Raw genomic sequence first — 22,667 nt, forward strand, 5'->3', positions numbered from 1 at the left:
GAGCGGTGAATTGCTTGCCACACCACTCGCAAATTTTCTCAATTCTAATGTTGCTACTCTTCTCATTTGTGGAGATTTCTCCGTTGTTTGTAAATGTTCGTAAACCATTGACAACCATTGTCAACTTTCTCCACCACCTTGCTGACGCTTGGGGTGAAATGAGTCGCTGTCGTACAAAATCCGTACAAAATAGTGCATAAAAACGCCTAACACTGACAGTTATCAGCATTAGGCGTTCTTGTAAGAGTTAAGTTTTATCGTTCAGTAACAGTCAATTACTATCAATATAACACATTGATAATCAACTAATTACTTGCCGATGCATGAAATATACTTATCAGGACGGCAACGACAAACGGTGTTCCGTTTCCGATGTTGAAAAAACACTTGCCCGCTATTTCAACTCACCAATAGGCTTCTTGATTGCATCAATGGGTGGAGATGGCAACAGGATACATGTTGTAGGCAAAGACGGTAAACGAATAAACAATGCCGACGCTGCCAAACAGTCAATCCCATATAAGCCCCTTGAAATAAAATGAATATATTATATAATACAATAATGTCCACATTTGCAGGATCAAGAATGACTTTTCAGAAATAGAGCATCCATCACAAACCGGCACTATTGATATATAAAAATCGAACAACTGACATAACAATGAAAACAATCAGAATCATCACGATTTTCCTTGCAATTTGCATCGCTCTCGGAGCGTGTGCAAATTCATCGCCAAAAGCACCACGCCGTGCAAAGAATAAAAAAGAATATCCCCGCGCTGAAATCATGGTCAGCTATCTCTGCCACGAAGAGCATCTGAAGACCGATGCCAAAGCCTACACGGCCGAGTATCAGATGATATTGCTGGCTAACGGGACGGAATCGAAATTCTACAATGCAAAATGTGAATATATCGACTCACTCCGCTCCACACCCTCAGGCAAGAGAATGTATCGTGAGATATTTAGTAATATATCAAGAAAGTATGCTGAAACCGGAGTTTTTGACGACAGTGCACTGCCTGAAAACAGGATGTTTATCTTCAAATCCCGAAATGATTCGATCACGTCGCTGTTTGACAGAAACGGCAGTTCAAGTGCCCATTATTACACAGAACCTCTCGGCGGAATGCAATGGCAGATAGTCGACTCCACGAGAATGATACTCGGATATGAATGCGTCATGGCCGAGACCGATTTCCGTGGTCGGCACTGGACGGCATGGTTCGCTCCGGAAATACCCTTGCAGGACGGTCCATGGAAACTATGCGGACTCCCGGGTCTGATTTTAGAAGCCGCGGATTCAACAGGACAACATTCTTTCACTGCCGACGGAATTGAATCATCCGATATGGAAATGACTCCTGTATATAATATGGAAAGTTATGAAAAAGTATCGCGAATTGAAATGCTCGCTGCTCAGAGAGAGTTTTTGCTGAAAGGCGACACTATGTCGCGAATGCTTATACAAAACGCTCCCGACGGCAGCAAAATCGACATGCCTGAACCTGAATACGAGAAAAATCCCGACTTGCACATTGATTTCCTCGAAACCGATTATCATTAAAAATTTGAGAATCAATCTAAAAATCCCTGACGGCAAATTCAATAGTCCAGACAGGAACAGACCGACCACTCTTAACAAACGTCTAAAGATAAGATGAAAATATTAAAGACAATGGCACTGTCGATGTTAATGCCAGTATGTGCCAACGCACAATCAACCGCATTACATGCGAAATTTGATGTCGCCGGAAATGCGCTGCCGGCTATACGCCACATGACAGACATGAAAATGACAGGCGACACACTGCTGTTTGTTTACGAAGGCCATGAAAACAACGGACAGCGATGTCTTCGCCGTGCGGTCGTTGATCGTGACAGCAATACGATCAAGGTAAGTCCCGATATGGGCAAGCGCGATGACGGTTACTATGTCTCGTATATGCCTCTTCCTTTTATTGCCGACAATGGCTCGATTCGCGTCATCGGACAGGATGACTGCGAAATCTATTCCGTTGAGAATGATACCGCGTTTGTCAGGACACGGCAGTATCTGATGGACGGCAACAGTTCTGTACCCTTCCCGCTCTCGCTATATGCACAGGATGTCTTTATGACCGGCACTGATAAATATGTATTCATAGGCCGTGAACCCAAAGGAGGACGTCAGTATGCGATGAAGGCCGACCTTACATGCTCAAAGATTGACACAATAAGACAAATCAACATCTCGCCGGAATTACAGGCATGGATGCCGAATATGGGCGAGATGGCATATTTAGGCAAACACGACCGCCTCGCGTTTGCCTATAGGTTTCATCCTATTGTCGAAATATTCGACACCGACGGAAATATCATCAGTTCCATCAGAGTCGGAGAAGACACCTTCGACCCCAAGACTCTTGAAGAAGCGGATTTCGATGAATTGAATCGTCTACATTTCATCGATATTACGACGACCGACGATTATATCTACGCCCTGCATAATGGATACTCCGAATCAAGCCGGTCAATCTACAAAATTGACTGGAACGGAAATATTATCAACTGTGAGGCCGTAAAAGTAAATCTGCAAAAGATAGCCGTCGGCAATGACAATTCGGTGACAGGGTGGACAGGAAATGACTTCATCGCAATGTAACCTCCGTTATAACCAATAACTATTGACCATCTAAAAATAAGCATAAGACATAGCAATGAAAACAATCAGAATCATCAGAATTTTGCTTCTTCTCTCTGTCACACTCTGTGCCAATGCGAAGAAGAAGCCGGAATACCCCCGTGCAGGAATCAAAGTGAGCTACAATTATCATTATCAAGCCTTGCGTCATGATGGAGAAGCCGTAACTAACGATCATGACTATCTGCTGCTTGCCAATTCCGATTACTCAAAATATTATAATTATAACAATGAATATCTCGACTCGCTTAATTCGACTCCACAGGGGAGGAAGCTACATGATAATCTTATTACTATAGGTATTGACAAAGCCCTTAAGGATGGCGATTATTCAGCCATTCCACACTACAAGGGAGCATTATATGTTTTTAAATCACTACAAAACAGGACTACAACAGTCTATGATACATACGGTCTTGGCGAGTATGGGCGTTACGACGAGCCATTCACTGAATTTGTCTGGTCAATCTCAGATTCAACAAAAAATGTACTCGGTTATGACTGCTTTATGGCTGAAACCGACTACCACGGACGCCACTGGACGGTATGGTTCACACCTGAAATACCTCTTCAGGATGGTCCGTGGAAACTTTGCGGGTTGCCGGGACTGATTCTTGAAGCGACAGATTCTACTGACCAACATAGTTTCATCGCCACAGGTGTAGAAAACAGCAATCAGGAAATATATCCGATCTATGAGCCGCGCAAATACGACAAGATGAAACGTATCGATATGCTAAAAGCCTACTCCGACTACCAAAAAAATGCCGGAGCGACTTCAAGAATCCTGATAATGGATACACCCGACGGAAGCAAAGTCAACATGGATGCGCCCAAACAGCGAAAGGCTAACTCTCAAAACATAGACTTCCTCGAAACCGATTATCATTAAAAGCCAGCAGGATATGAAACATATTGTAAGATTGTTGACTGTCTTTAATCTATTGCTAATCGCATTAGCTATAAAGGCCAATGACAAGGGGCAAGTCTATCGTGCTGTCTATGAACTCAACGAAATATACACTTATATAGGTAATAATCGGGAGCCGGATCTTTCCGACGAAAGATCTGAAGCAAAATTCCGGAAGGATATACTACGCCTTGAACTGTATCCTGAATCATCATTCTGCTACAGTTATCACACGTGGATGACTGATTCATTGAAAATGGAGCCGAACGGTGATAAGATATGGGATGAAATGTTTTTTGCATGGTATCGCAGCGGACGTTCCGGTGAAAGGACATATCCCCACAAACGCAGCAACTGGCTAATTGAGAAAAACCGTTTGGCAAACTCCATGACAGTATATGATTTCTTTGATAGTCAATTCTATCAGTATACGGATTCTCTTTTATCGCCGGTAGACTGGATTATCACTGATTCAGTATCAACTATAAATGGTTATGATTGCATGCTTGCGACATGCTCCTATCATGGACGCGACTGGCATGTCTGGTTTTCTCCTGATTTACCGTGGCATGACGGACCGTGGAAATTCAGTGGATTGCCCGGGCTTGTAGTGTCAGCGTCAGATGCCGAAGGATTATACCGGTTTGAACTGAAAGAGATATATCCTGTTTCGCAACCTGTAAAGCCTTGGGTCAGGAAACCGAAAAAAACTACAAGACAGAAATTCCTGAAGGAGAATTTTGAATACCTGAAACAATTAGACGGCGGTGCTCTTTCGGCAGAATTTGATATTAAGATTGATTCTTCTCCTGATAAACCGAAACGTTACCGTATAGGTATCGAAAAAGACTATGATTATAAATAAACAATACAGATTTCCATGCTTTCGATCTCGGCAGTTACAACCGCTAAGGCCACCAACCGATTTATAAAAAAATGATTAACAAATAATATCCACGTTAGACACTTGTTTTACAGCTATTTAAATAAAACACGCAAAAAAATTTTTAAGTCTTATGAAACTATCCGGCTAATTCATGCACCTTACAGAGCAAAACCACAATAAAATGAACGGTCCACCAATAACAGAAAGGGATTTTGCCCGCTTGGTAAAGGAGCATTCCCGCATCATCAACAAAATCTGCTATTTCTATAGTTCGGAAAAACTGCCGTTTGATGACCTCAGGCAAGAAATCTATGTCAATATCTGGCAGGGATTGAGTCAGTTCAGAGGAGAAAGCAAGATGTCGACATGGATATATCGTGTGGCAGTCAACTCAGCACTGATGGCAATAAGGTCTTCAAAAGTCAGACCGGAGACAGTCTCTATCGACTTATCAGCTCTTGCTCTGACTACGGAAATAGACGATGCTCAGAAAGAAAATCTTCAAATGCTATATGATTTGATCAACAGGCTTGAAGATATCGAAAAAGCCATTATCCTGCTTTGGCTTGACGAGTATTCCTACGACGAGATAGCTGACACAATCGGCTTAAAACGAAATACGGTAGCGACTAAAATCCACCGTATCAAAGATAAACTCTCAAAACAGATATGATATGCAACTCGACGAACTCAAAAAAAATATGTCAAAGCTTGATAAGGTCCTCGACAAGACCGGCTCCGACATCAAGATAAACGTGGCCGCATCAGAAACCGCACAGACCAAGATACTCAAAAAATTTCGTCAGGTAATGACAAACTGTGCTATGCTCGCAGTCGTTTTCACTGCAATGATAATCGGAGGCTTCAGTCCGCAAAAATTCACCCTTCAATTTAAAATATATCTTGTCATATATCTTCTGATCTGTGCTATCTGGTACGGATATCTGTATTTCACACTCAAAAAAATCAACATCGCGACTCTAACTCCGGCAAAACTGTTCTACAAGACTGCAAAAATAAAGAGGCTGATGATTTCCGGCGAAATATTCTTTGGAGTTGTCATCGGATTGATTCTTATTAACGGATTGTATAACAACCCGACGGCACTATGGGCACTGTCTGTCTCGTTTGTGGTCTGGATAGTTTTAGGCGTGTCACACTATTGGCCACAATATATCAGACTATTCCGCGACCTTAACTCCATCAAGGATTAATCTTACACGTAATACGAAAAAATATGAACAGACTTATTTTAACCTTACTTATGTGCCTTGCCGCATCAGGGGCTTTCGCGCAGATTGCAGATATTAAAGTCACTTATGGCTACAACCATCATGATCCGACCGGCAAAGCTGTCAACAGCAAGATGGTTCTCCTCGCTGACAGAAATCAATCAAAATTTTTCAGCATTGTCAACGAGCAAGTGGATTCAATGATGACAACTGCGGAGGGACGAATGGCTTACAGCCAGATGGTTCAGGCTGCTATGGAAAAGAGGGATGTAGCCAACCTACCAATAAAAAAAGAGCCAATGTATGTTCTGAAATCCACGAAAGACAGTGTCACCTCGGTATATGATCTCGTGGGAGCTGACTTCTGGGTATATGATGAACCTCTCATTGCACAACAATGGGAAATAACCGATTCAACAAAGAAAATCCTTGACTACGAATGCGTGAAAGCGACATGTAATTTCAGAGGCCGTAACTGGGCTGTCTGGTTTACTCCTGAGATTCCACTGCAGGACGGTCCTTGGAAACTTTGTGGACTTCCCGGACTCATATTGAGTGCGGAAGACTTGACCGGTCAATATTCGTTCATTGCAGACGGTGTCCAGAATACTTCTGAAATAATACGCCCTATCTTTGGAAAAGAAAATTATGAAAAAACAGACAGAATAAAGTATCTTCAGTCAACGAGATCGTTTACCGACAATGCTTTAGAATATATACGGGCTGCCACAGGCTCAAATGTAGCAGATATGCCAAGAATAGAGATTGACGAATCTTACGACTTCCTCGAAACCGATTATAGGAAATGAAAAAATTAATGTTACATCTTCTGTGCCTATTAGCCACTGCAAATGCAATAGCTCAGACAGATGTCACGGGAATGGTTGTTGACAAGGAAAGCAACGAACCGATTACCGGGGCTTCAGTTATTGTCAAGGGGGCTGACGGCAAGATAAAGAAATACACCACGTCGAAGAGTGATGGTGGTTTCACTATGTCGTTGCCGTCAGTTGCCGGTTGTCGATTAGAGGTGTCGATGATGAGTTTCGCCAAGAAGACCATCTTTCTTGACAGCGTTTCTTTCCCGCTTACCGTCAGACTCGAACCGGGCTCTACATTGCTCAAAGAGGTTACGGTCAAGGCTGACCGTATCCGTGAACAAGGAGATACCATTACTTATAATGTCGGAAGTTTTGCCCAACAGCAGGACCGCTCAATCGGCGACGTGCTCAAACGTATGCCGGGTATCAACGTCGAGAGTTCCGGCAAGATCCAGTATCAGGGCGAGGATATCAACAAATTCTATATCGAAGGCTCTGATCTGCTTGGTGGTAAATATGGCATAGCCACCAATGGCATAAGCCATGAGGATGTGGGTGCGGTCGAGGTCATGGAGAACCATCAGCCGATGCAGGTGCTTTCTGGCATCTCCTTCTCCGACAAGGCTGCTATCAACCTCAAACTGAAGAACAAGGCAAAAGCAACATGGACTTTTCACGGTGATGCCGGAGGTGGTTACTCATGGCAGCCAGAAGGTGCGATATGGGATGGCGAGTTGTTTGCAATGGCGGTAATGTCAAACTTCCAGAATATAACCACATTCAAGACCAACAACATCGGTGAAGACCTCTCGGCTCAGGCAACAGACTTTTTCGCTGCGCGACGTGGAACAGACCTTCACAGATATGTAGGCGTATCTCTCCCCGGTGTGCCTAACCTCAGCCGGAAACGCACTCTGTTCAACCGCTCGGCTCTTGTATCCACCAATTCACTCTGGAAACTCGGACGGGGCGAATTCAAGACTCAGATTGATTACTCTTTCAACCGCGTGAAGGCAGAAGCAGCCAACATCACGACATACTATCTCAATGAAGGCAACCGTGTCGTTACCGAAGACCGCAACGGCGTTGACCGTTCACACTCACTGTCCGGCAAGCTCATCTATGAACTGAACCAAAAGACCGCGTTCATCAACAACACTCTGAAAACAAATATCGACTGGGATGATATAAGCCTCAGTGTCTCAGGTTCATTGTCCAATAACCAGACTGCATCGCTCCCCGACTACTATGCAGGCAACGATTTCAAACTTATCAAGCGTTTCAACGGCCGTCACCTTATCACGTTTATCAGTAAGAACGAATGGGAGTCATTGCCACAGACGCTTTCCGTGTCGATGAATGACGGATTTATGCGTCAACAAGTCAAAGACCATGCTTTCTATACCAACGAGAGCGCGACATACGCTTTCTCCATCAAAGGTATAACAATCAGTCTTGAAGGAGGTGTCAATGGGTATTTACGCTCTCTAAACACGGGATTACCCGATATGCTGGAGGAAATACCGGGAGTCATCGACGGAGTCGCTTCGCTTGACGAAGAAACAACGAATATGCTGAACACAAACTATTTGACGGTATATGCGACCCCGAAATTCGAGTATTGGGTAAGGCGAGTGAATTTCTCGCTTAACGCTCCCGTCAGCTTCGCCCACTATACATTCGACAAGGCTCTCGCCAACCGCAGTGAGGTCTATTTCTCGCCGTCGCTGAGTATGAACTGGAAACCAAACAACCGGTTCTCAATGGCTGTGCGTGGTGGCACAGGACGTTCGCCGATGAATCTGAACCTTATCCAGCCAGGATATGTGATGACAAACTACCGATCTTTCCGCCGGGGTGTGGATGATTTCTACAACTCAACATCGCAGAACGTATCGGTCAATCTATCCTATAAGCATACCCGGCGCGGAATGTTCGCCAACGTTTTTGCGATGCAGTCATGGAGTCATAATCCATATACACTCGCCCAACAGCTTTACGGTGATTATGTAGTCTATTCCTACACATCGGCAAAGAGTGACGGAAAAATGCTTATGGCGAGCGGAAACATAGGCAAGACACTTGACTTCATGAGAGGCAGTGCAAACATAAACGGCTCATTCAGCCGAAACGAATCATATCTTATCTCTGAAAACAATTCGGTAAATTCAGTCGGCACGTCGTGGTCTGCAGGAGCTAAAATCAACGGTGCACTGCTCCGATGGCTCAGTTTTGACTACAGGTTCGATTTTTCTTCAAGCCGACTCGCAATGAACGGCTCGAACGCCTCATGGCTCGGCAGCATGGAGAACGAGTTTCTTCTCAACATCATGCCACACAAGAAATGGGAGTGGCACATCAGCGGCGAGTACTACCGCAACGAACTGAGCACCGACAACTTCAAAAACGTATTCCTGCTCGACACAAAGTTAATCTTTAAGCTCAGCAAGCGACTGGAATTATCCTCATCATTGAGCAATATTTTCAATCAGCGCACATACAATTACATAACATACAACCAGCTCACGTCATTTGAGAGCCAGCGTTGGCTCAGAGGCCGCGAGCTGCTAATCTCAATATCACTCAGTAAATAATCAAAATTACAATAGTTATGAATCTTCTAATTTTTCTCCCGCTTGTCGGAACTGTAATCGGAACCATAATAGGCATCCGCACACATAAGAATTACAAACGCAAACACAAGAAATAGAAATTATGAAAAAGATACTTGCATCAACCATCATGTGCTTTGCGGCGATGGCTGCAATGGCGCAGACCGCTGACATCGAGGTCAGCTATACGACGCGTTCATTGTACCGGAACGAGATGGAACGAATCAACAAATATCATCTCTTGGCAAATTCGACCTTATCAAAATTCTATAGTCCACGTTCGGAAGAAATAGACTCATTGATATCAACTCCGGAAGGGCTTGCCGCCTTCAAGAAGACGCAGGAAGCAGCTTTGAAAGCCATGATTGGACAAGGAATGATTGACATGAAGAATCTTCCTCGAAAGAAAGAGAACGTTTATGTAATCAAATCCGTCAGAGATTCGATGATAACCGTATATGACATGCTCGACAATGAACCGGTTTATTACACTGAGCCTTTCGCTGAATTGACATGGGAAACCGGCGACAGCACTAAAAACATACTTGGATATGAATGTATCCAAGCGCAGACCGACTATCACGGCCGCCATTGGACGGTCTGGTTTACGCCGGAAATACCTGTTCATGATGGACCTTGGAAGTTCAGAGGTTTGCCCGGACTTATCCTTGAAGCCACCACGGGAGACGGAATAGGATTTTTTGCAGACGGAATCCAGCAGTCTTCCAAAGATATTGGAAGTGTCTATGACGCAGAAAAATATGAACGATATAACCGAAAGGATATTCTACGTGCACGTCGTGCCGTAATCGATAATCCAAAAGGAACGCTGACCGCAAAAGGGTTGCTTGATGGAGTCGAAATAGATCCTGATCTGCTGAAACCGAAATCAGATGGTGGTGACTTTATCGAAACTGACTATAGGTGACAATGTATATGAAAAAGTTATATCTGATAATTCTTAGCTTCGTATTTTCACTTGTCACCTTTGCCATTACCAAGGATACACCTGAAATAGAGATGATCGATGTGAAAGGAGGCACTTTTTCAATGGGATTTAATCCCGATGAAACCGAGCATGCCTATGAAACACCACGCCACGAGGTCACATTACATGACTACAAGATAGGGAAATACGAAGTGACACAAGAACTATGGGAAACCGTCATGGGTGACAATCCCAGCGTCTTTAAAGGAAAGAGCCGCCCTGTAGAGAATGTTTCATGGAATGATGTGAGTCTATTCATAAAGAAACTCAACAAGGTTACAGGCAGACATTACCGTCTGCCGACAGAAGCAGAATGGGAATTTGCAGCAAGAGGGGGCAATGAATCTAATGATTTTGTTTTTATCGGAGGCGATGAAATCGATAAAATCGCATGGCACTTCGGCAATTCTGAAAAACAGACTCATCAGGTCGGATTGTTAGCGCCAAATGAACTGGGCATCTATGATATGGCCGGAAATGTCAGCGAATGGACTCAGGACTGGTTCGGACATTATAAAGCCAAAAGTCAGACAAATCCAAAAGGGCCGAAATCATCTGATATTGGAAAAATATTCAGAGGCGGCCACTATTCAATTCTTTCAGAATATAATCGTCCGGCATGGCGTGCTGTAAGCAATCCGAATTTCAGATCTTCAACCATCGGTTTCAGATTAGCAGAATAAGTCTCACCTGACTACAAGGCCTCAAAGTAAAACAATGACGGCTCTGCCTGTGGAATCATATCCGACATGCAGAGCCGTTATAAAATTTGACCGCAGACTCGCGGATCGCTAAATCATATCAATCATGCTTTGGCATAGAGCTTCTCGCGTGTAGCCATCACCTTTTCGTCCGAAATATAGTCGTCATAGTCCATAAGCTTGTCGATAGTGCCGTTGGGGTGAGCTCGATTATACGGTTGCAGACAGTCTGTATGAACTCGTGGTCATGGCTCGACAGCAACACATTGCCTTTGAATGCCTGAAGAGTGTTGTTGAACGCCTGAATCGATTCGAGGTCGAGGTGGTTGGTCGGCGAATCAAGCACAAGAGTGTTGGCATCGGTCATCATCATACGGGCTATCATACAACGCATTTTCTCACCACCTGAAAGCACCGAAGCTTTTTTAAGAACCTCTTCGCCGGAGAACAGCATCTTGCCGAGGAAGCCTTTGAGATAGATTTCGGAGCTGTCGTTGGAGAACTGCGAGAGCCAGTCGACAAGATTGAGGTCACAGTTGAAGAAAGCCGAGTTGTCGAGAGGCAGATAGGCGGTAGTGATGGTCTGTCCCCACTCGTAAGTCCCCTCGTCAGCCTTGCGGTTGCCGGTGATGATTTCAAAAAGTGCAGTCATGGCACGCGGGTCATGGCTAAGGAAAGCAATCTTATCGCCTTTCTCGACCTGAAAGTTCACGTCCTTGAAAAGCACCTCGCCGTCAACAGAAGCAGTCAGACCCTTGACCTCAAGAATCTTGTTGCCCGGTTCACGCTGTGGAGTGAAGATAATGCCCGGATAGCGGCGCGACGACGGCTGAATCTCCTCGACATTGAGTTTTTCAAGCATCTTTTTGCGCGAAGTGGTCTGCTTTGACTTTGCCACGTTGGCGCTGAAGCGCTGGATGAATTCAAGAAGCTCCTTGCGCTTCTCCTCAGCCTTCTTGTTGGCCTGCTGCTGCTGACGGAGAGCAAGCTGCGAGGATTCGTACCAGAAGCTGTAGTTGCCGGCAAAAAGAGTGAGCTTGTTGTAGTCAATGTCAAGAGTATGCGTACACACAGAGTCGAGGAAGTGACGGTCGTGGCTGACAACGAGCACAGTATTCTCAAACTTCGATAGATAATCTTCGAGCCATGCCACTGTTTCAAGGTCAAGGTCGTTGGTAGGCTCGTCGAGCAGAAGATTGTCGGGATTGCCGAACAGAGCCTTTGCGAGAAGCACACGCACCTTTTCGTTACCGCTCATGTCGCGCATCAGCGTGTAGTGTTTGTCTTCCTTGATGCCAAGACCGCTCAGGAGGGCGGCTGCGTCGCTTTCGGCATTCCAGCCTTCAAGCTCGGCGAACTTCTCTTCGAGTTCCGAAGCGCGGATACCGTCTTCATCAGAGAAATCTTCCTTGGCATAGAGCGCGTCTTTCTCCTGCATGATATCCCAGAGCACGGAGTGTCCACGCAACACGGTCTCCATCACCGTGCAGTCGTCAAATTTGAAGTGGTCCTGTTCAAGCACGCTCATACGCTCGCCCGGTCCCTGCATCACAGAGCCGTGCGTGGGCGAAAGCTGGTCGCTGAGTATGCGCATGAGAGTCGACTTTCCGGCACCGTTCGCGCCGATTATACCATAGCAGTTGCCCGGAGTAAACTTAAGGTTCACGTCCTGAAAGAGCACCCGCTTGCCAAATTGCATTCCTAAATTGTTAACAGCTATCATTCTAACATTTTTGATTTCGGGGTGCAAAGATACAAAAAATTATTTATATTACATCCCTAATGTCCCCCTATGACTGATATTAATCAAACATTATCTTTTCAAAATTATTCCCATTTCTATCATTTTTCGTTTTTTTAGCGGCCTATCATTGCGAAGAAGTTTTAGAATAACTACATTTGCAAGTAAAGAAACAAAATGCCGTTCACGGCACTTAAATTCGACAGACATGAAAATCCAGACCAAGACATCTCATTCTCCGGCCGGAGAAATCACCCTCTATACATTGACTAACTCATCAGGCGCGTCGGTCACTCTTTCGAGTCTCGGCGCAGGCATTGTGGCCGTATACGTTCCTGACGCATACGGCAAACTCGCAGATGTGGCGCTCGGATACAAAGATCCAGCGTCATATCTCGGCGACGGGCCGTGTGCCGGAAAGATTCCCGGCCGTTTCGCCAACCGCATAGCTCTCGGAAAATTCACTCTCGACGGCAAAGAATACAGTCTTGCCATCAACAACGGTCCTAACGCCCTCCACGGCGGTCCGACAGGATTCATGAACCGTATCTGGGAAAGCAATGCCGAAGACAATAAAGTCACATTCACCTATCATGCAGCCGACGGCGAGGAAGGTTATCCCGGAGCACTTGACGTGAAGGCTGAATACACATGGAGCGAAGATAACGAACTGACTCTGCGCATCACTGCCGAAACCGATTCGGCAACCGTTGTCAATCTCACAAACCACGCATATTTCAACCTTGACGGAGAAAACGCAGGAAGCGTACTCGACCATGAGATGCGTCTCAATGCCTCACGCTATCTCCCGACCGACGACACCCAGATTCCTACCGGCGAACTCGCACCCGTAGCCGGTACTCCGATGGATTTTACCCAGTTCAAGGCCATTGGCCGCGACATTGAAGCCGACTTCCATCCCCTCAAAGTAGGAAAGGGCTACGATCACTGCTGGGTCATCGACAACTACGAGAAAGGAACGATGAAAGAAGTAGCCGAACTCCGCTCATCAAAGTCTGGACGCGCACTCATAATCTCCACCACTCAGCCCGGCATGCAGATTTACACCGGCAACTGGCTTGCAGGATGCCCCGAAAGCATCTCCGGCGGTGCCTATAGCGACTATGACGGTGTTGCCATTGAATGTCAGGGATTCCCCGATGCTCCAAATAAACCCTGTTTCCCCTCCCCGGTGTTGCGCAAAGGCGAAAAATATGACGAGACTATAAAATTTAAATTCACCACATTATAAAAAATACAGTTTCTATACAGCAATGAAACCAACTCTATTTGTACTTGCTGCCGGCATGGGCAGCCGCTACGGCGGTCTCAAACAGCTCGATCCATTAGGACCTCAGGGACAGACCATCATGGACTATTCAATCTATGATGCAATCCAAGCCGGCTTCGGCAAAGTAGTCTTCGTCATCCGCAAGGATTTCGAAAAAGATTTCCGCGAAAAAATCCTCTCCAAATACGAAGGCCATATTCCAGTCGAAGTGGTATTTCAGGCTACCGACAAACTTCCCGAAGGCTATACCTGTCCGGCAGACCGCACCAAACCGTGGGGTACAAACCATGCCGTCATGATGGGAAGCGAGGTCATCAATGAACCGTTTGCCGTAATCAATGCCGACGACTTTTATGGACGTGACGCATTCCGTGTGATGGCCGAAGACCTCATGCGTCCGCGCGAACGCAAGGGCGACTATTCGATGGTCGGTTTCCGTGTAGGCAACACAATGACCGAAAACGGCTCTGTGGCACGTGGCGTCTGCTCAAAGGGTGAAGACGGCAACCTCACAGGAGTCGTTGAACGCACTGCCATCTCCTACGCCCCCAACGGAGATATCGTGTTCACCGATGAAAACGGAGTAGAACAGACACTTGACCCGATGACACCGGTATCAATGAACCTCTGGGGCTTCACTCCTGACTATTTCGACTATTCCGAACGCGAATTCCGCACCTTCCTCAACAAAGATCTTAACACTCCGAAGGCTGAATTCTTCATTCCGCTTGTCATAGACACTCTCATCCACTCAGGCGAAGCGACAGTCAAGGTTCTTGACACCGACTCACGCTGGTTTGGCGTGACATACGCAGCGGACCGCCCCGGAGTTGTCGAAAAATTCGCACAGCTCCACGCCGACGGCATCTATCCCGACAAGATGTTCTAACCTAACGGCCACGCCACACATTCAAACGCACATCTACATTACCTTACCCATGGAATTAAAAAATAAAATCAGCGAAGCATTCGCATCGCACTTCGGAGGCGAAGGCACATTCTATACTTCAGCCGGACGAATCAACCTCATCGGCGAGCACACCGACTACAACGGCGGCTTCGTGTTTCCCGGAGCTATTGACAAAGTAATCATGGCCGAAATCCGTCCAAACGGAACGGAGAAAGTCAATCTCTACTCGGTTGACCTCAACGACAGTGCCTCGTTCGGACTCAACGAAGCAGACGCACCCTCGCAGCAGTGGGCACGCTACATCTTCGGAGTCTGCCGCGAGACCATCAAGCGTGGAGGCTCTGTCAAAGGCTTTGATGCAGTGTTCGCCGGCAATGTTCCTCTCGGCGCAGGACTGTCATCGTCGGCCGCACTCGAATCATGTTTTGCATTCGCGATCAACGACCTGTTCAATGACAACACAATCGACAAATTCGAGCTCGCAAAAATAGGCCAGTCCACCGAACACAACTACTGTGGTGTCAACTGCGGCATCATGGACCAGTTCGCATCCGTTTTCGGAAAGAAAGACTGTCTCATCCGTCTTGACTGCCGTTCGCTTGAATATGAATACTTCCCATTCAAGATTGACGGTTACAAGCTCGTGCTTGTCGACTCAGTGGTGAAGCACGAACTTGTCGACTCTCCCTACAACAAGCGCCGTGAATCATGTGAGCGCGTGGCAAAACGCCTCGGACTCGAAACACTCCGCGATGCCGACATGGAAATGCTCGATGCTGTCAAAGCCGATATTTCGGCCGAAGACAACATGCGTGCACGCTTCGTCATCGGTGAGAAGGAACGTGTGCTCGGAGTGTGTGACTCTCTCAACCGTGGCGATATCGCCACGGTGGGACGTCTCATGTACGAAACACACGAAGGTCTCTCAAAAGACTACGAGGTGTCGTGCGAAGAGCTTGACTTCCTCAACGATGTAGCCAAGGAATGTGGCGTTACCGGCTCACGTATCATGGGAGGCGGTTTCGGAGGCTGCACAATCAACCTTGTGCCCAACGAAATCCACGACAAGTTTATCGAGACTGTGACAGCCAAGTTCAACGAACGCTATGGTCATGAACCCAAAATCTACGACGTTGTCATCTCTGACGGAGCACGCCGTCTCGATGACTGATTTGAACTAATCCGGATATTTTAACCGTTTTCCGCAGAAACACCACTTTTTATTATCATCCTGTAATTATCATATTGGTATAAAGATAACACCCGCACTACGACAAAATTTCTATTGTCAGTAGTACGGGTGTATTTTTTTGCGATATATATATTTCAGACAAGAAGCACAGTCACCATTCCCCAGACGACAAGAAGAATATTGCTGACAGCATAAGTCACCGTATAGCCGATTGCCGGAACCGTACTTCCGATAGCATCCTGCACAGCGCCGAGAGAGGCGGTGCAAGTTCTTGTGCCGGCACAGCACCCGAGAGTAATCGCCGGATTGAATTTGAAAACTTTATGCCCCATCCACATCCCGATTAAAAGCGGAATTGTAGTTCCCACCGCTCCGGCGACAAAGAGCATCCAGCCTACATCGCGCAACCCGGAGACAAACGATGGAGCCGCCTCTATCCCGACAACAGCAATAAACATATTGAGACCCAGATTATTCATTAACCACAATGCTGATGCCGGAATATAGCCGAATGTCGGGCGTCGCGAACGCAGCCATCCGAACACTATACCTGCGAGAAGCGCACCTCCGCTCGTCCCGAAACTGACCGGGACATTCCCGATCCATACACTCAGACTGCCGACAAGACCTCCGATAAAGATGGCAAGCCCGACAAACATCAGATCGCTCGAATTAGTCATGCGGTCGGCATAGCCAATCATACGTGCAGCCGCCGCCACTGCTCCACTGTCGCCGACAAGCCGCATCGTGTCGCCACGTTCGATAGTCTCTGCCGGATCAAGCGCAATCTCTTTTCCTCGACGCATCACTCTCCTGACCGAAACGCCACGCATCACAGGCGATGACAAAAGATTGCTGAATGGACAACCGACGATGTCAGGCGATGCGACAAGAACCGACACACGTTCCACAGGATATGTGAGAAGTTCACGGTTGTCATCCTCCGGCCCGGTATAGTCGCCGACCTTTACCATGAATTTTCGCGGGCCGCAGACGACCACACTGTCACCGCGATGAAGCATATCGGAAAGTCCGGGCGTAAAAATCCTGTCATCGCGCTGCACACGCCCGACATAGACATGAATACCGCGCACTTCGAAAAACGACTCCAGTTCAGCCACACTCATTCCATTCTCAAAAATCCGGTTTGTCAGCCGATACGAACGGAACGAGACTCCACGGTGGGCATTGAACTTGGCCGGATCTGAATCCCACGACATATTGTCGAGACTTTTTTCAAGATCATGAGCCTGCCGCGCCACTCGCTCCACCCCTCCCAACAGTTTCGGGCCAAAATTCCCGAGAATGATGACAGTCCCGAGTGTGCCGAATATGTATGTCACCGCATAGCAGACAGGGATAATCGAAATCTGCTCATCTTTTATTTCCTGACCGACAGGTAGCTTGCCTATAGCCTCTGTCCCCACGCCTATAAGTGACGAACATGTCTGAGAGCCGGCGAAAAGTCCGACCGTCTCACCTTTAGTATATCCGAACAGAAATGCAAGTCCGACAGTGACCGCAAAGCAACACATGCTCATCAGCACCGCAAAAAGTACCTGCCGGAGCCCCATGCCACGCAACGACTTGAAAAACTCAGGCCCGACACTGTAGCCTATCGAAAAAAGAAACATCAGGAAGAACACAGTCTTAAGCGGACCGGAAACAGTTATACCGAACTGCCCGACAACCACTCCGACCAGCAGCACCGCCGTCACGCTGCCAAGCGTGAACGAACCGATGCGGAGTCTCCCCAACAAAAATCCCATGCCTACGGTCAGAAAGACCGCCAAAGCCGGATAATTTCGCAATATATCTCCAAAAGATTCTATAATCTCCATAACATATATAATAAGTAGAGACGTGATACTTAACAAGACATCCCGGACCTGATATGTATATTATCTAAACATAACTCCTTCCTATTTGTTTCAACGCAAATGCAAAACAGCCTTTTTTTAAGTAATAACATGGCTACATTTTCACAGACAACAATATATTTGTAAAATATCACGGCAATGACTATATTTGTGTAAAAATATTTGACATCAAACAACTTCAGCGAGTCAATGATATCAACAATTCCCGATTAAATACAAATGACATCTGAGACAAACAACATAATCGAACGAAAAGCAATATCAGACCTCCTTAATGGCGGCTATTTCTATATACCACCCTACCAGCGTGGCTACAGATGGACTCCGACGCAGGTAACACAGCTTCTTCACGACCTTTTTTCATACGCTAATGAACCTCACGGTTCAAACCACCAGAATATCGAAGGTGACTACTACTGTCTTCAACCGGTCGTAGCTCGCCCTGTCACTAATGACAATATTATAAAACCAATCTTATCGGAGGGAGCTGTGGTAAACGAAGACAACCCGGTGTGGGAGATTATCGACGGCCAGCAGCGACTGACCACGATATATATTCTCTACAAATACCTGATGACAAAAGAAGGAATTTCTGACGAAGAGCTGGAAGAGGATTACGGAGGGAAAAAACTGTATCATCTTGTATATGCCACACGAAAAGATTCAGCACAGTTTCTGGAGGATTTAGGAAAGTCTGACAAAGATACAGCAAGCAATATCGATTATTTCCACATGCAACAGGCTTATGACACCATTGACCAATGGATACGTGGAAAAGGTGAATACGCAGAAACCGGAGGTATAGCCCTGTGCAGACGCTACCATCTTGACGAGACTGTCAAAAACGTACGTACGACATTATTCAACTTATTGAACGCCGGCAAAGGGAAGAGAAATACCACCGGTTCAGTCCAGATATTGTGGTATGAGCTGTCGAAATGGTCTGATGCAATCAACGAGTTCCGTAAGATAAACACAGGCAAGATATATCTGACGGATGCAGAACTCATCAAGGCATTATTTTTAAAAAGGCAAACCGAAGGACTTGAGCACATCCAGATGCAAAGAGCGCTGGAGTGGGAAAATATTGAAAATACGCTGCATAACGATTCTTTCTGGTATTTTCTCAACAGGCGAAAAAACGAAATGCCCAACCGCATCGACATCATATTTCAGCTTGCCTACAAAGCGGAATACATGAAAGACGTTCCGGATGATAAGATAGACGAGAAGTTAAAAGAATGCGAGACCAAACTTCAAGACAAGAACAGAATCTTTAATTTCTACTACGACAAGTTTGACGGTCTCAACGGCGAGGCACTGACTACGAAAATAGAGAAAGAATGGGATGCCGTATCGAAAGTGTTTCATGTACTTGAAGACTGGTATGAGGATGTGGTCTGCTACAATCTCATCGGTATGCTTTGCCAGTATAATGGAAATCTACTGCCTAAAAGCTACATCCACTTCATTGGGATGGAAGAAAATCAATCAAGGGAGGATTTTAAGAAATGGCTAAAAAACGAGATAAGGAAGCAGGTAGCCGACATATCAGCTAGAAGCGGACAGATAAATATAAGCTACGGTGATCCAAAAGTGTTCAACCTCTTGCTTTTGCTCAACGTGAATCACCTCAACCGCCAGGTCGAACAAACCAAGGACGACCTAAATAAAATCGGCGCAATCTACAAATTCCCTTTTGCCGTCCTGACCTCGCAGGACTGGGACATCGAGCACATAGACTCCTTCACCAAAAACGGACTGAAGCGAGTCGACGACCAAAAAAAATGGATAGATACCGCGATGGACGATCTCAAAAACAAGCTCGAAGAAAATGAGGAAGCTAAAAATGAGATTAACCGTTTGAGAGATAACGAAAAGCTGATGGATGCCATCAACAAACTCCGTCAGCTGGCCGAAGAGACAGATGCCGGAGAAGAAATCAAGAACAACATCGGCAATCTTACGCTCCTTGACTCGACCACAAACCGGTCGTATGGCAACAGCCTGTTTATCACAAAACGCAAGACCATCATCGAAAGAATGAAAAACGGAGTGTTCGTACCGGTTTCGACATCCTACGTGTTCATGAAACTCTTTGACGAGGAAGGGACACGCCGGACACAGTGGACAGAGGGCGATATGAAATCATATCAGAAATACATCTGCGAAGAATTAAGGGATTATCTAAACACCGAAGAAAATTAAGCATGAGCCAGACATATTCATTTACCGGGATATTCAGTAAACCAGTGCCCTACTCGTCAGAAAACAACCTCGTGACAATCTCAAAAATCATCGTCCCCCGCATCCAGCGCAATTATGCACAGGGGCGCAATGGCGAAAACGAGACGAAAATCCGAGAGAACTTTCTGAGAGAAATATTCAAAAACCTTGCCGTGAACACGGTCATGGGCATGAACTTCATGTATGGAGCAGTCAAGAAAAACAAGGAGAATGACAAAGAGGAATATGTGATGGAACTTCTTGACGGCCAGCAACGTTTCACTACCCTCTATCTGCTCCACTGGTATCTACTCAACAAAGAGAAGAAGCAGAATGACCCGGCTTTTAAACCGGTACGCGACGCTCTGAAGTCATTTTTATATGAAACCCGAACCACCGCCACGAAGTTTTGCAAATCATTGGCGGACTATACATGTGATTTCGGAGAAGACAAGCCAAGCGAACACATCACAAAGGCGAGATGGTATTACCGCACCTATGATAAAGACTCGACAGTCGCGGGCATGCTGGTGATGCTTGACGCAATCGACGCATATTATAAGAAATATGATATTAAAAATGCGCTCGAACGGACGGATAATCTCCAGTTCTATGTGTTGCCACTGATGCAATTCAGCAAATCGGAAGAACTGTATATGAAAATGAACGCGCGAGGACTTCCGCTTTCAGTGTTCGACAGTTTCAAGGCGGATTTCACAGGGGCCATGAGAAAAGTGGAACAGCTAAACAACGAAAAGGTACAACTCGAAGGCGGCATGGAAGGTGAAGAGGTCACTCATATCGAAAACATTTCCATAAAGCTTGATGCCAAGTGGATAGACCTCTTCTGGAACAGCAGCAGGAAGAAGGACTCTGACATATCATACATGAGATTCTTCAGCCGCTTCTTCGCGTGCCGCTATCTCATCGACAATCAGCGTGCCCCAAAAGAGATGCGCGACACTGAAGCTGCCGTGAATCTATTTTATACACGAACTGAGAAAAGTAAAGACCAGTATCTCGGCTTTGATAAGTATGCCGAAGAGCTTCAGGCACATCCGGAATATTTTACCGCAGCAGAAAAGGTGCTCGACACTTTACAGGAACATCAGGGTCTCATCAAGGAATCGCTTACCCCTGTGTGGGATAAAGACAAAGAGGAAAAAGGAAACTTCTTTGTAGACGCGGACATAACATTCACCCAGACGTTGCTGACAGTCATGGGAGCAATTGAGGAGTTCATACTGACATTCGAAACCTTTGACGAAGAGCTCTACAAAAAGTGGATGCGCGTGGTCTGGAATATCGTGGAGAACACCGACATCGACAATCTGGAACGCGTGGCCACCACTCTCCGCAGCTTCGGACGAATGATTCGTCACATAGCCGCTGAGCTTGGTGTCGAAAGCAAATTCGGAGCGGAGAGAGGACATGCTTCCAAAATAACAAATACTGATTCTTTTTATCAGGCCATGGCGAATTGTGCTGACATGCCCTCAACTGATGACGACAACCGCTGGGCGCGTCCATTTAAGGAAGAAATGGAAAAAGCCAAGCTCATCAGCGAAAACGGGGAATGGCTGGAGCAATTCTTGAAGATGGAAAGACACCCTTACTTCAAGGGCACTACAAATTTCTATTACACCGAAGGCATCACTCTTGACTCTTTCAAGCATCGCTGCGAGTTCGTCGCGGAGATGTTTGATGCAAAAGGCATCACTAAGCAGTATCGGAAGAGACACGTGCTGCTCCGTGCGATAATGTCAAGAATGTCAATGTGGGAAGACATAGAACGTCAGTATTTGACCGAGAACAACGAGACTCACAAATATCTTAAACTCCTGCTGATCAGTGACCAGAGAATCCATGACATGCTTGCCGACATTCTCGACAATAGCCACAACGAGAAAGAGATAATCAGAGCTCTTGAAGGAGAAACAAAGAGCCTGATTCCCTACGATGACAAAATCGGGTCAGAACTTCAGACCGCGATTGCATGCAACGCACTCCGCCGGGATGTGAAACTATATGACTGGATTACAGAACAGCCATCGCCTGTATATGTCCACTGGAAGAACGGGCACATCGCGGTAGCAATCCCAGGCAAGTGGTTTGACCGCTATTTCATCGACTCCGAGCGTGACAAAATGGCGCAGAGATTCATTGAAAAATACAGCATGGAGTATTATGCTGACGAAGAAGTCCACAAGAGTCCGGATGACTATACAACCTATGGAAGATATAAGGGCGAAGACGCAATATTTTATTTCAACTATGATGAAAACGATGATTATTCATTCAACATAAATTTCAGCAACAACCACCGCTTCAGGATATTCGTGGAGTTACCTAAAAAAACAAGAGCTAAAAAATTCCATGAAATAGCCAAAGCCGGACATATTTATAAAGACGATCCGTATTGTGTCTATTTTGATTGCGATAATGACGGAAATCCTCTTTTTCGATACTATCTGGACTGCGAATTCGATGAACTGGATGCGTATGTCGAGAAAGCGATGAAAACCACTCACGACACACTAGTCAAAATGGGAATAATCAGTACATAAACCACTGATATCAACGCACATATCCCT

17 protein-coding genes and 1 pseudogene are annotated in these 22,667 nt (G+C 46.0%); 16 read left to right on the forward strand and 2 right to left on the reverse strand.

The features are described 5' to 3' along the window. The first annotated feature begins 323 nt into the window (after window positions 1–323). The 11 genes from E7747_RS01510 to E7747_RS01560 all read left to right on the forward strand — a co-directional run bounded on the left by E7747_RS01510 (window position 324) and on the right by E7747_RS01560 (window position 10,815). Complete coding sequence (locus tag E7747_RS01510; protein WP_136413670.1) at window positions 324–542, forward strand: hypothetical protein; 219 nt, start codon at window positions 324–326, stop codon at window positions 540–542. A 119-nt stretch (window positions 543–661) separates the two neighbouring features. Continuing rightward, complete coding sequence (locus E7747_RS01515) at window positions 662–1,567, forward strand: GLPGLI family protein (protein ID WP_136413672.1); 906 nt, start codon at window positions 662–664, stop codon at window positions 1,565–1,567. Window positions 1,568–1,660: 93 nt separating this feature from the next. After that, the gene (locus tag E7747_RS01520) at window positions 1,661–2,644 is read left to right on the forward strand and encodes a TolB-like 6-bladed beta-propeller domain-containing protein (RefSeq protein ID WP_136413674.1); all 984 of its coding nucleotides are present in this window, start codon (window positions 1,661–1,663) and stop codon (window positions 2,642–2,644) included. Between the two features lie 55 nt (window positions 2,645–2,699). Beyond that, entirely contained in the window at window positions 2,700–3,575 is an 876-nt protein-coding gene (locus E7747_RS01525; RefSeq protein ID WP_136413676.1) for a GLPGLI family protein, read from the forward strand. Window positions 3,576–3,588: 13 nt separating this feature from the next. Further along, window positions 3,589–4,458, forward strand: coding sequence for a GLPGLI family protein (locus E7747_RS01530; RefSeq protein ID WP_136413678.1), 870 nt, complete (start codon window positions 3,589–3,591; stop codon window positions 4,456–4,458). Between the two features lie 202 nt (window positions 4,459–4,660). After that, complete coding sequence (locus tag E7747_RS01535; RefSeq protein ID WP_168185181.1) at window positions 4,661–5,152, forward strand: RNA polymerase sigma factor; 492 nt, start codon at window positions 4,661–4,663, stop codon at window positions 5,150–5,152. Window positions 5,153–5,180: 28 nt separating this feature from the next. Then, window positions 5,181–5,693, forward strand: a complete 513-nt coding sequence (locus tag E7747_RS01540; protein ID WP_136413682.1) for a hypothetical protein — start codon at window positions 5,181–5,183, stop codon at window positions 5,691–5,693. A 23-nt stretch (window positions 5,694–5,716) separates the two neighbouring features. Further along, entirely contained in the window at window positions 5,717–6,520 is an 804-nt protein-coding gene (locus tag E7747_RS01545) for a GLPGLI family protein (protein WP_136413684.1), read from the forward strand. A gap of 8 nt (window positions 6,521–6,528) precedes the next feature. Beyond that, a complete protein-coding gene (locus E7747_RS01550) occupies window positions 6,529–9,126 on the forward strand; it encodes a carboxypeptidase regulatory-like domain-containing protein (protein WP_168185182.1) in 2,598 nt (865 codons plus the stop codon). Between the two features lie 121 nt (window positions 9,127–9,247). After that, window positions 9,248–10,072 (forward strand): GLPGLI family protein, encoded by an 825-nt coding sequence (locus tag E7747_RS01555; protein ID WP_136413688.1) that lies wholly within the window; start codon window positions 9,248–9,250, stop codon window positions 10,070–10,072. 8 nt (window positions 10,073–10,080) lie between these two features. Then, a complete protein-coding gene (locus E7747_RS01560) occupies window positions 10,081–10,815 on the forward strand; it encodes a formylglycine-generating enzyme family protein (protein ID WP_168185183.1) in 735 nt (244 codons plus the stop codon). A 122-nt stretch (window positions 10,816–10,937) separates the two neighbouring features. On the opposite strand, the pseudogene E7747_RS01565 reads toward E7747_RS01560, so the two are convergent. Continuing rightward, window positions 10,938–12,556: pseudogene (locus tag E7747_RS01565) on the reverse strand (ABC-F family ATP-binding cassette domain-containing protein). 226 nt (window positions 12,557–12,782) lie between these two features. Here E7747_RS01565 and E7747_RS01570 point away from each other — a divergent pair. Genes E7747_RS01570 through galK form a run of 3 tightly spaced genes read left to right on the forward strand, consistent with a single transcriptional unit; the run spans window position 12,783 to window position 15,946 of the window. After that, window positions 12,783–13,826, forward strand: a complete 1,044-nt coding sequence (locus E7747_RS01570; protein WP_136413692.1) for an aldose epimerase family protein — start codon at window positions 12,783–12,785, stop codon at window positions 13,824–13,826. A 22-nt stretch (window positions 13,827–13,848) separates the two neighbouring features. Further along, a complete protein-coding gene (locus E7747_RS01575; RefSeq protein WP_136413694.1) occupies window positions 13,849–14,754 on the forward strand; it encodes a sugar phosphate nucleotidyltransferase in 906 nt (301 codons plus the stop codon). A 49-nt stretch (window positions 14,755–14,803) separates the two neighbouring features. After that, window positions 14,804–15,946 carry a galactokinase gene (galK, locus tag E7747_RS01580; RefSeq protein WP_136413696.1) on the forward strand — a complete coding sequence of 381 codons (1,143 nt, stop codon included), beginning with the start codon at window positions 14,804–14,806 and terminating at the stop codon, window positions 15,944–15,946. Between the two features lie 155 nt (window positions 15,947–16,101). On the opposite strand, the gene aspT is transcribed toward galK, so the two are convergent. Further along, on the reverse strand, window positions 16,102–17,808 hold the full coding sequence (gene aspT / locus E7747_RS01585) for an aspartate-alanine antiporter (protein ID WP_136413698.1): 1,707 nt from the start codon (window positions 17,806–17,808) through the stop codon (window positions 16,102–16,104). Between the two features lie 258 nt (window positions 17,809–18,066). On the opposite strand from aspT, the gene E7747_RS01590 reads away from it, so the two are divergent. After that, entirely contained in the window at window positions 18,067–20,055 is a 1,989-nt protein-coding gene (locus E7747_RS01590; RefSeq protein ID WP_136413700.1) for a DUF262 domain-containing protein, read from the forward strand. 2 nt (window positions 20,056–20,057) lie between these two features. After that, a complete protein-coding gene (locus E7747_RS01595) occupies window positions 20,058–22,640 on the forward strand; it encodes a DUF262 domain-containing protein (RefSeq protein WP_136413702.1) in 2,583 nt (860 codons plus the stop codon). The last annotated feature ends 27 nt before the right edge of the window (window positions 22,641–22,667 follow it).

It is taken from the genome of Duncaniella dubosii, assembly GCF_004803915.1.
Lineage (GTDB): Bacteria > Bacteroidota > Bacteroidia > Bacteroidales > Muribaculaceae > Duncaniella > Duncaniella dubosii.

Bases quoted from the DNA above. Each gene is read 5' to 3' on its own strand.
- E7747_RS01530 (WP_136413678.1), top strand. From the start codon at position 3,589: ATGAAACATATTGTAAGATTGTTGACTGTCTTTAATCTATTGCTAATC.
- E7747_RS01535 (WP_168185181.1), top strand. From the start codon at position 4,661: ATGAACGGTCCACCAATAACAGAAAGGGATTTTGCCCGCTTGGTAAAG.
- E7747_RS01520 (WP_136413674.1), top strand. From the start codon at position 1,661: ATGAAAATATTAAAGACAATGGCACTGTCGATGTTAATGCCAGTATGT.
- E7747_RS01570 (WP_136413692.1), top strand. From the start codon at position 12,783: ATGAAAATCCAGACCAAGACATCTCATTCTCCGGCCGGAGAAATCACC.
- E7747_RS01540 (WP_136413682.1), top strand. From the start codon at position 5,181: ATGTCAAAGCTTGATAAGGTCCTCGACAAGACCGGCTCCGACATCAAG.
- aspT (WP_136413698.1), bottom strand. From the start codon at position 17,808: ATGGAGATTATAGAATCTTTTGGAGATATATTGCGAAATTATCCGGCT.
- E7747_RS01515 (WP_136413672.1), top strand. From the start codon at position 662: ATGAAAACAATCAGAATCATCACGATTTTCCTTGCAATTTGCATCGCT.
- E7747_RS01550 (WP_168185182.1), top strand. From the start codon at position 6,529: ATGTTACATCTTCTGTGCCTATTAGCCACTGCAAATGCAATAGCTCAG.
- E7747_RS01595 (WP_136413702.1), top strand. From the start codon at position 20,058: ATGAGCCAGACATATTCATTTACCGGGATATTCAGTAAACCAGTGCCC.
- galK (WP_136413696.1), top strand. From the start codon at position 14,804: ATGGAATTAAAAAATAAAATCAGCGAAGCATTCGCATCGCACTTCGGA.
- E7747_RS01575 (WP_136413694.1), top strand. From the start codon at position 13,849: ATGAAACCAACTCTATTTGTACTTGCTGCCGGCATGGGCAGCCGCTAC.
- E7747_RS01510 (WP_136413670.1), top strand. From the start codon at position 324: ATGAAATATACTTATCAGGACGGCAACGACAAACGGTGTTCCGTTTCC.
- E7747_RS01525 (WP_136413676.1), top strand. From the start codon at position 2,700: ATGAAAACAATCAGAATCATCAGAATTTTGCTTCTTCTCTCTGTCACA.
- E7747_RS01560 (WP_168185183.1), top strand. From the start codon at position 10,081: ATGAAAAAGTTATATCTGATAATTCTTAGCTTCGTATTTTCACTTGTC.
- E7747_RS01590 (WP_136413700.1), top strand. From the start codon at position 18,067: ATGACATCTGAGACAAACAACATAATCGAACGAAAAGCAATATCAGAC.
- E7747_RS01545 (WP_136413684.1), top strand. From the start codon at position 5,717: ATGAACAGACTTATTTTAACCTTACTTATGTGCCTTGCCGCATCAGGG.
- E7747_RS01555 (WP_136413688.1), top strand. From the start codon at position 9,248: ATGAAAAAGATACTTGCATCAACCATCATGTGCTTTGCGGCGATGGCT.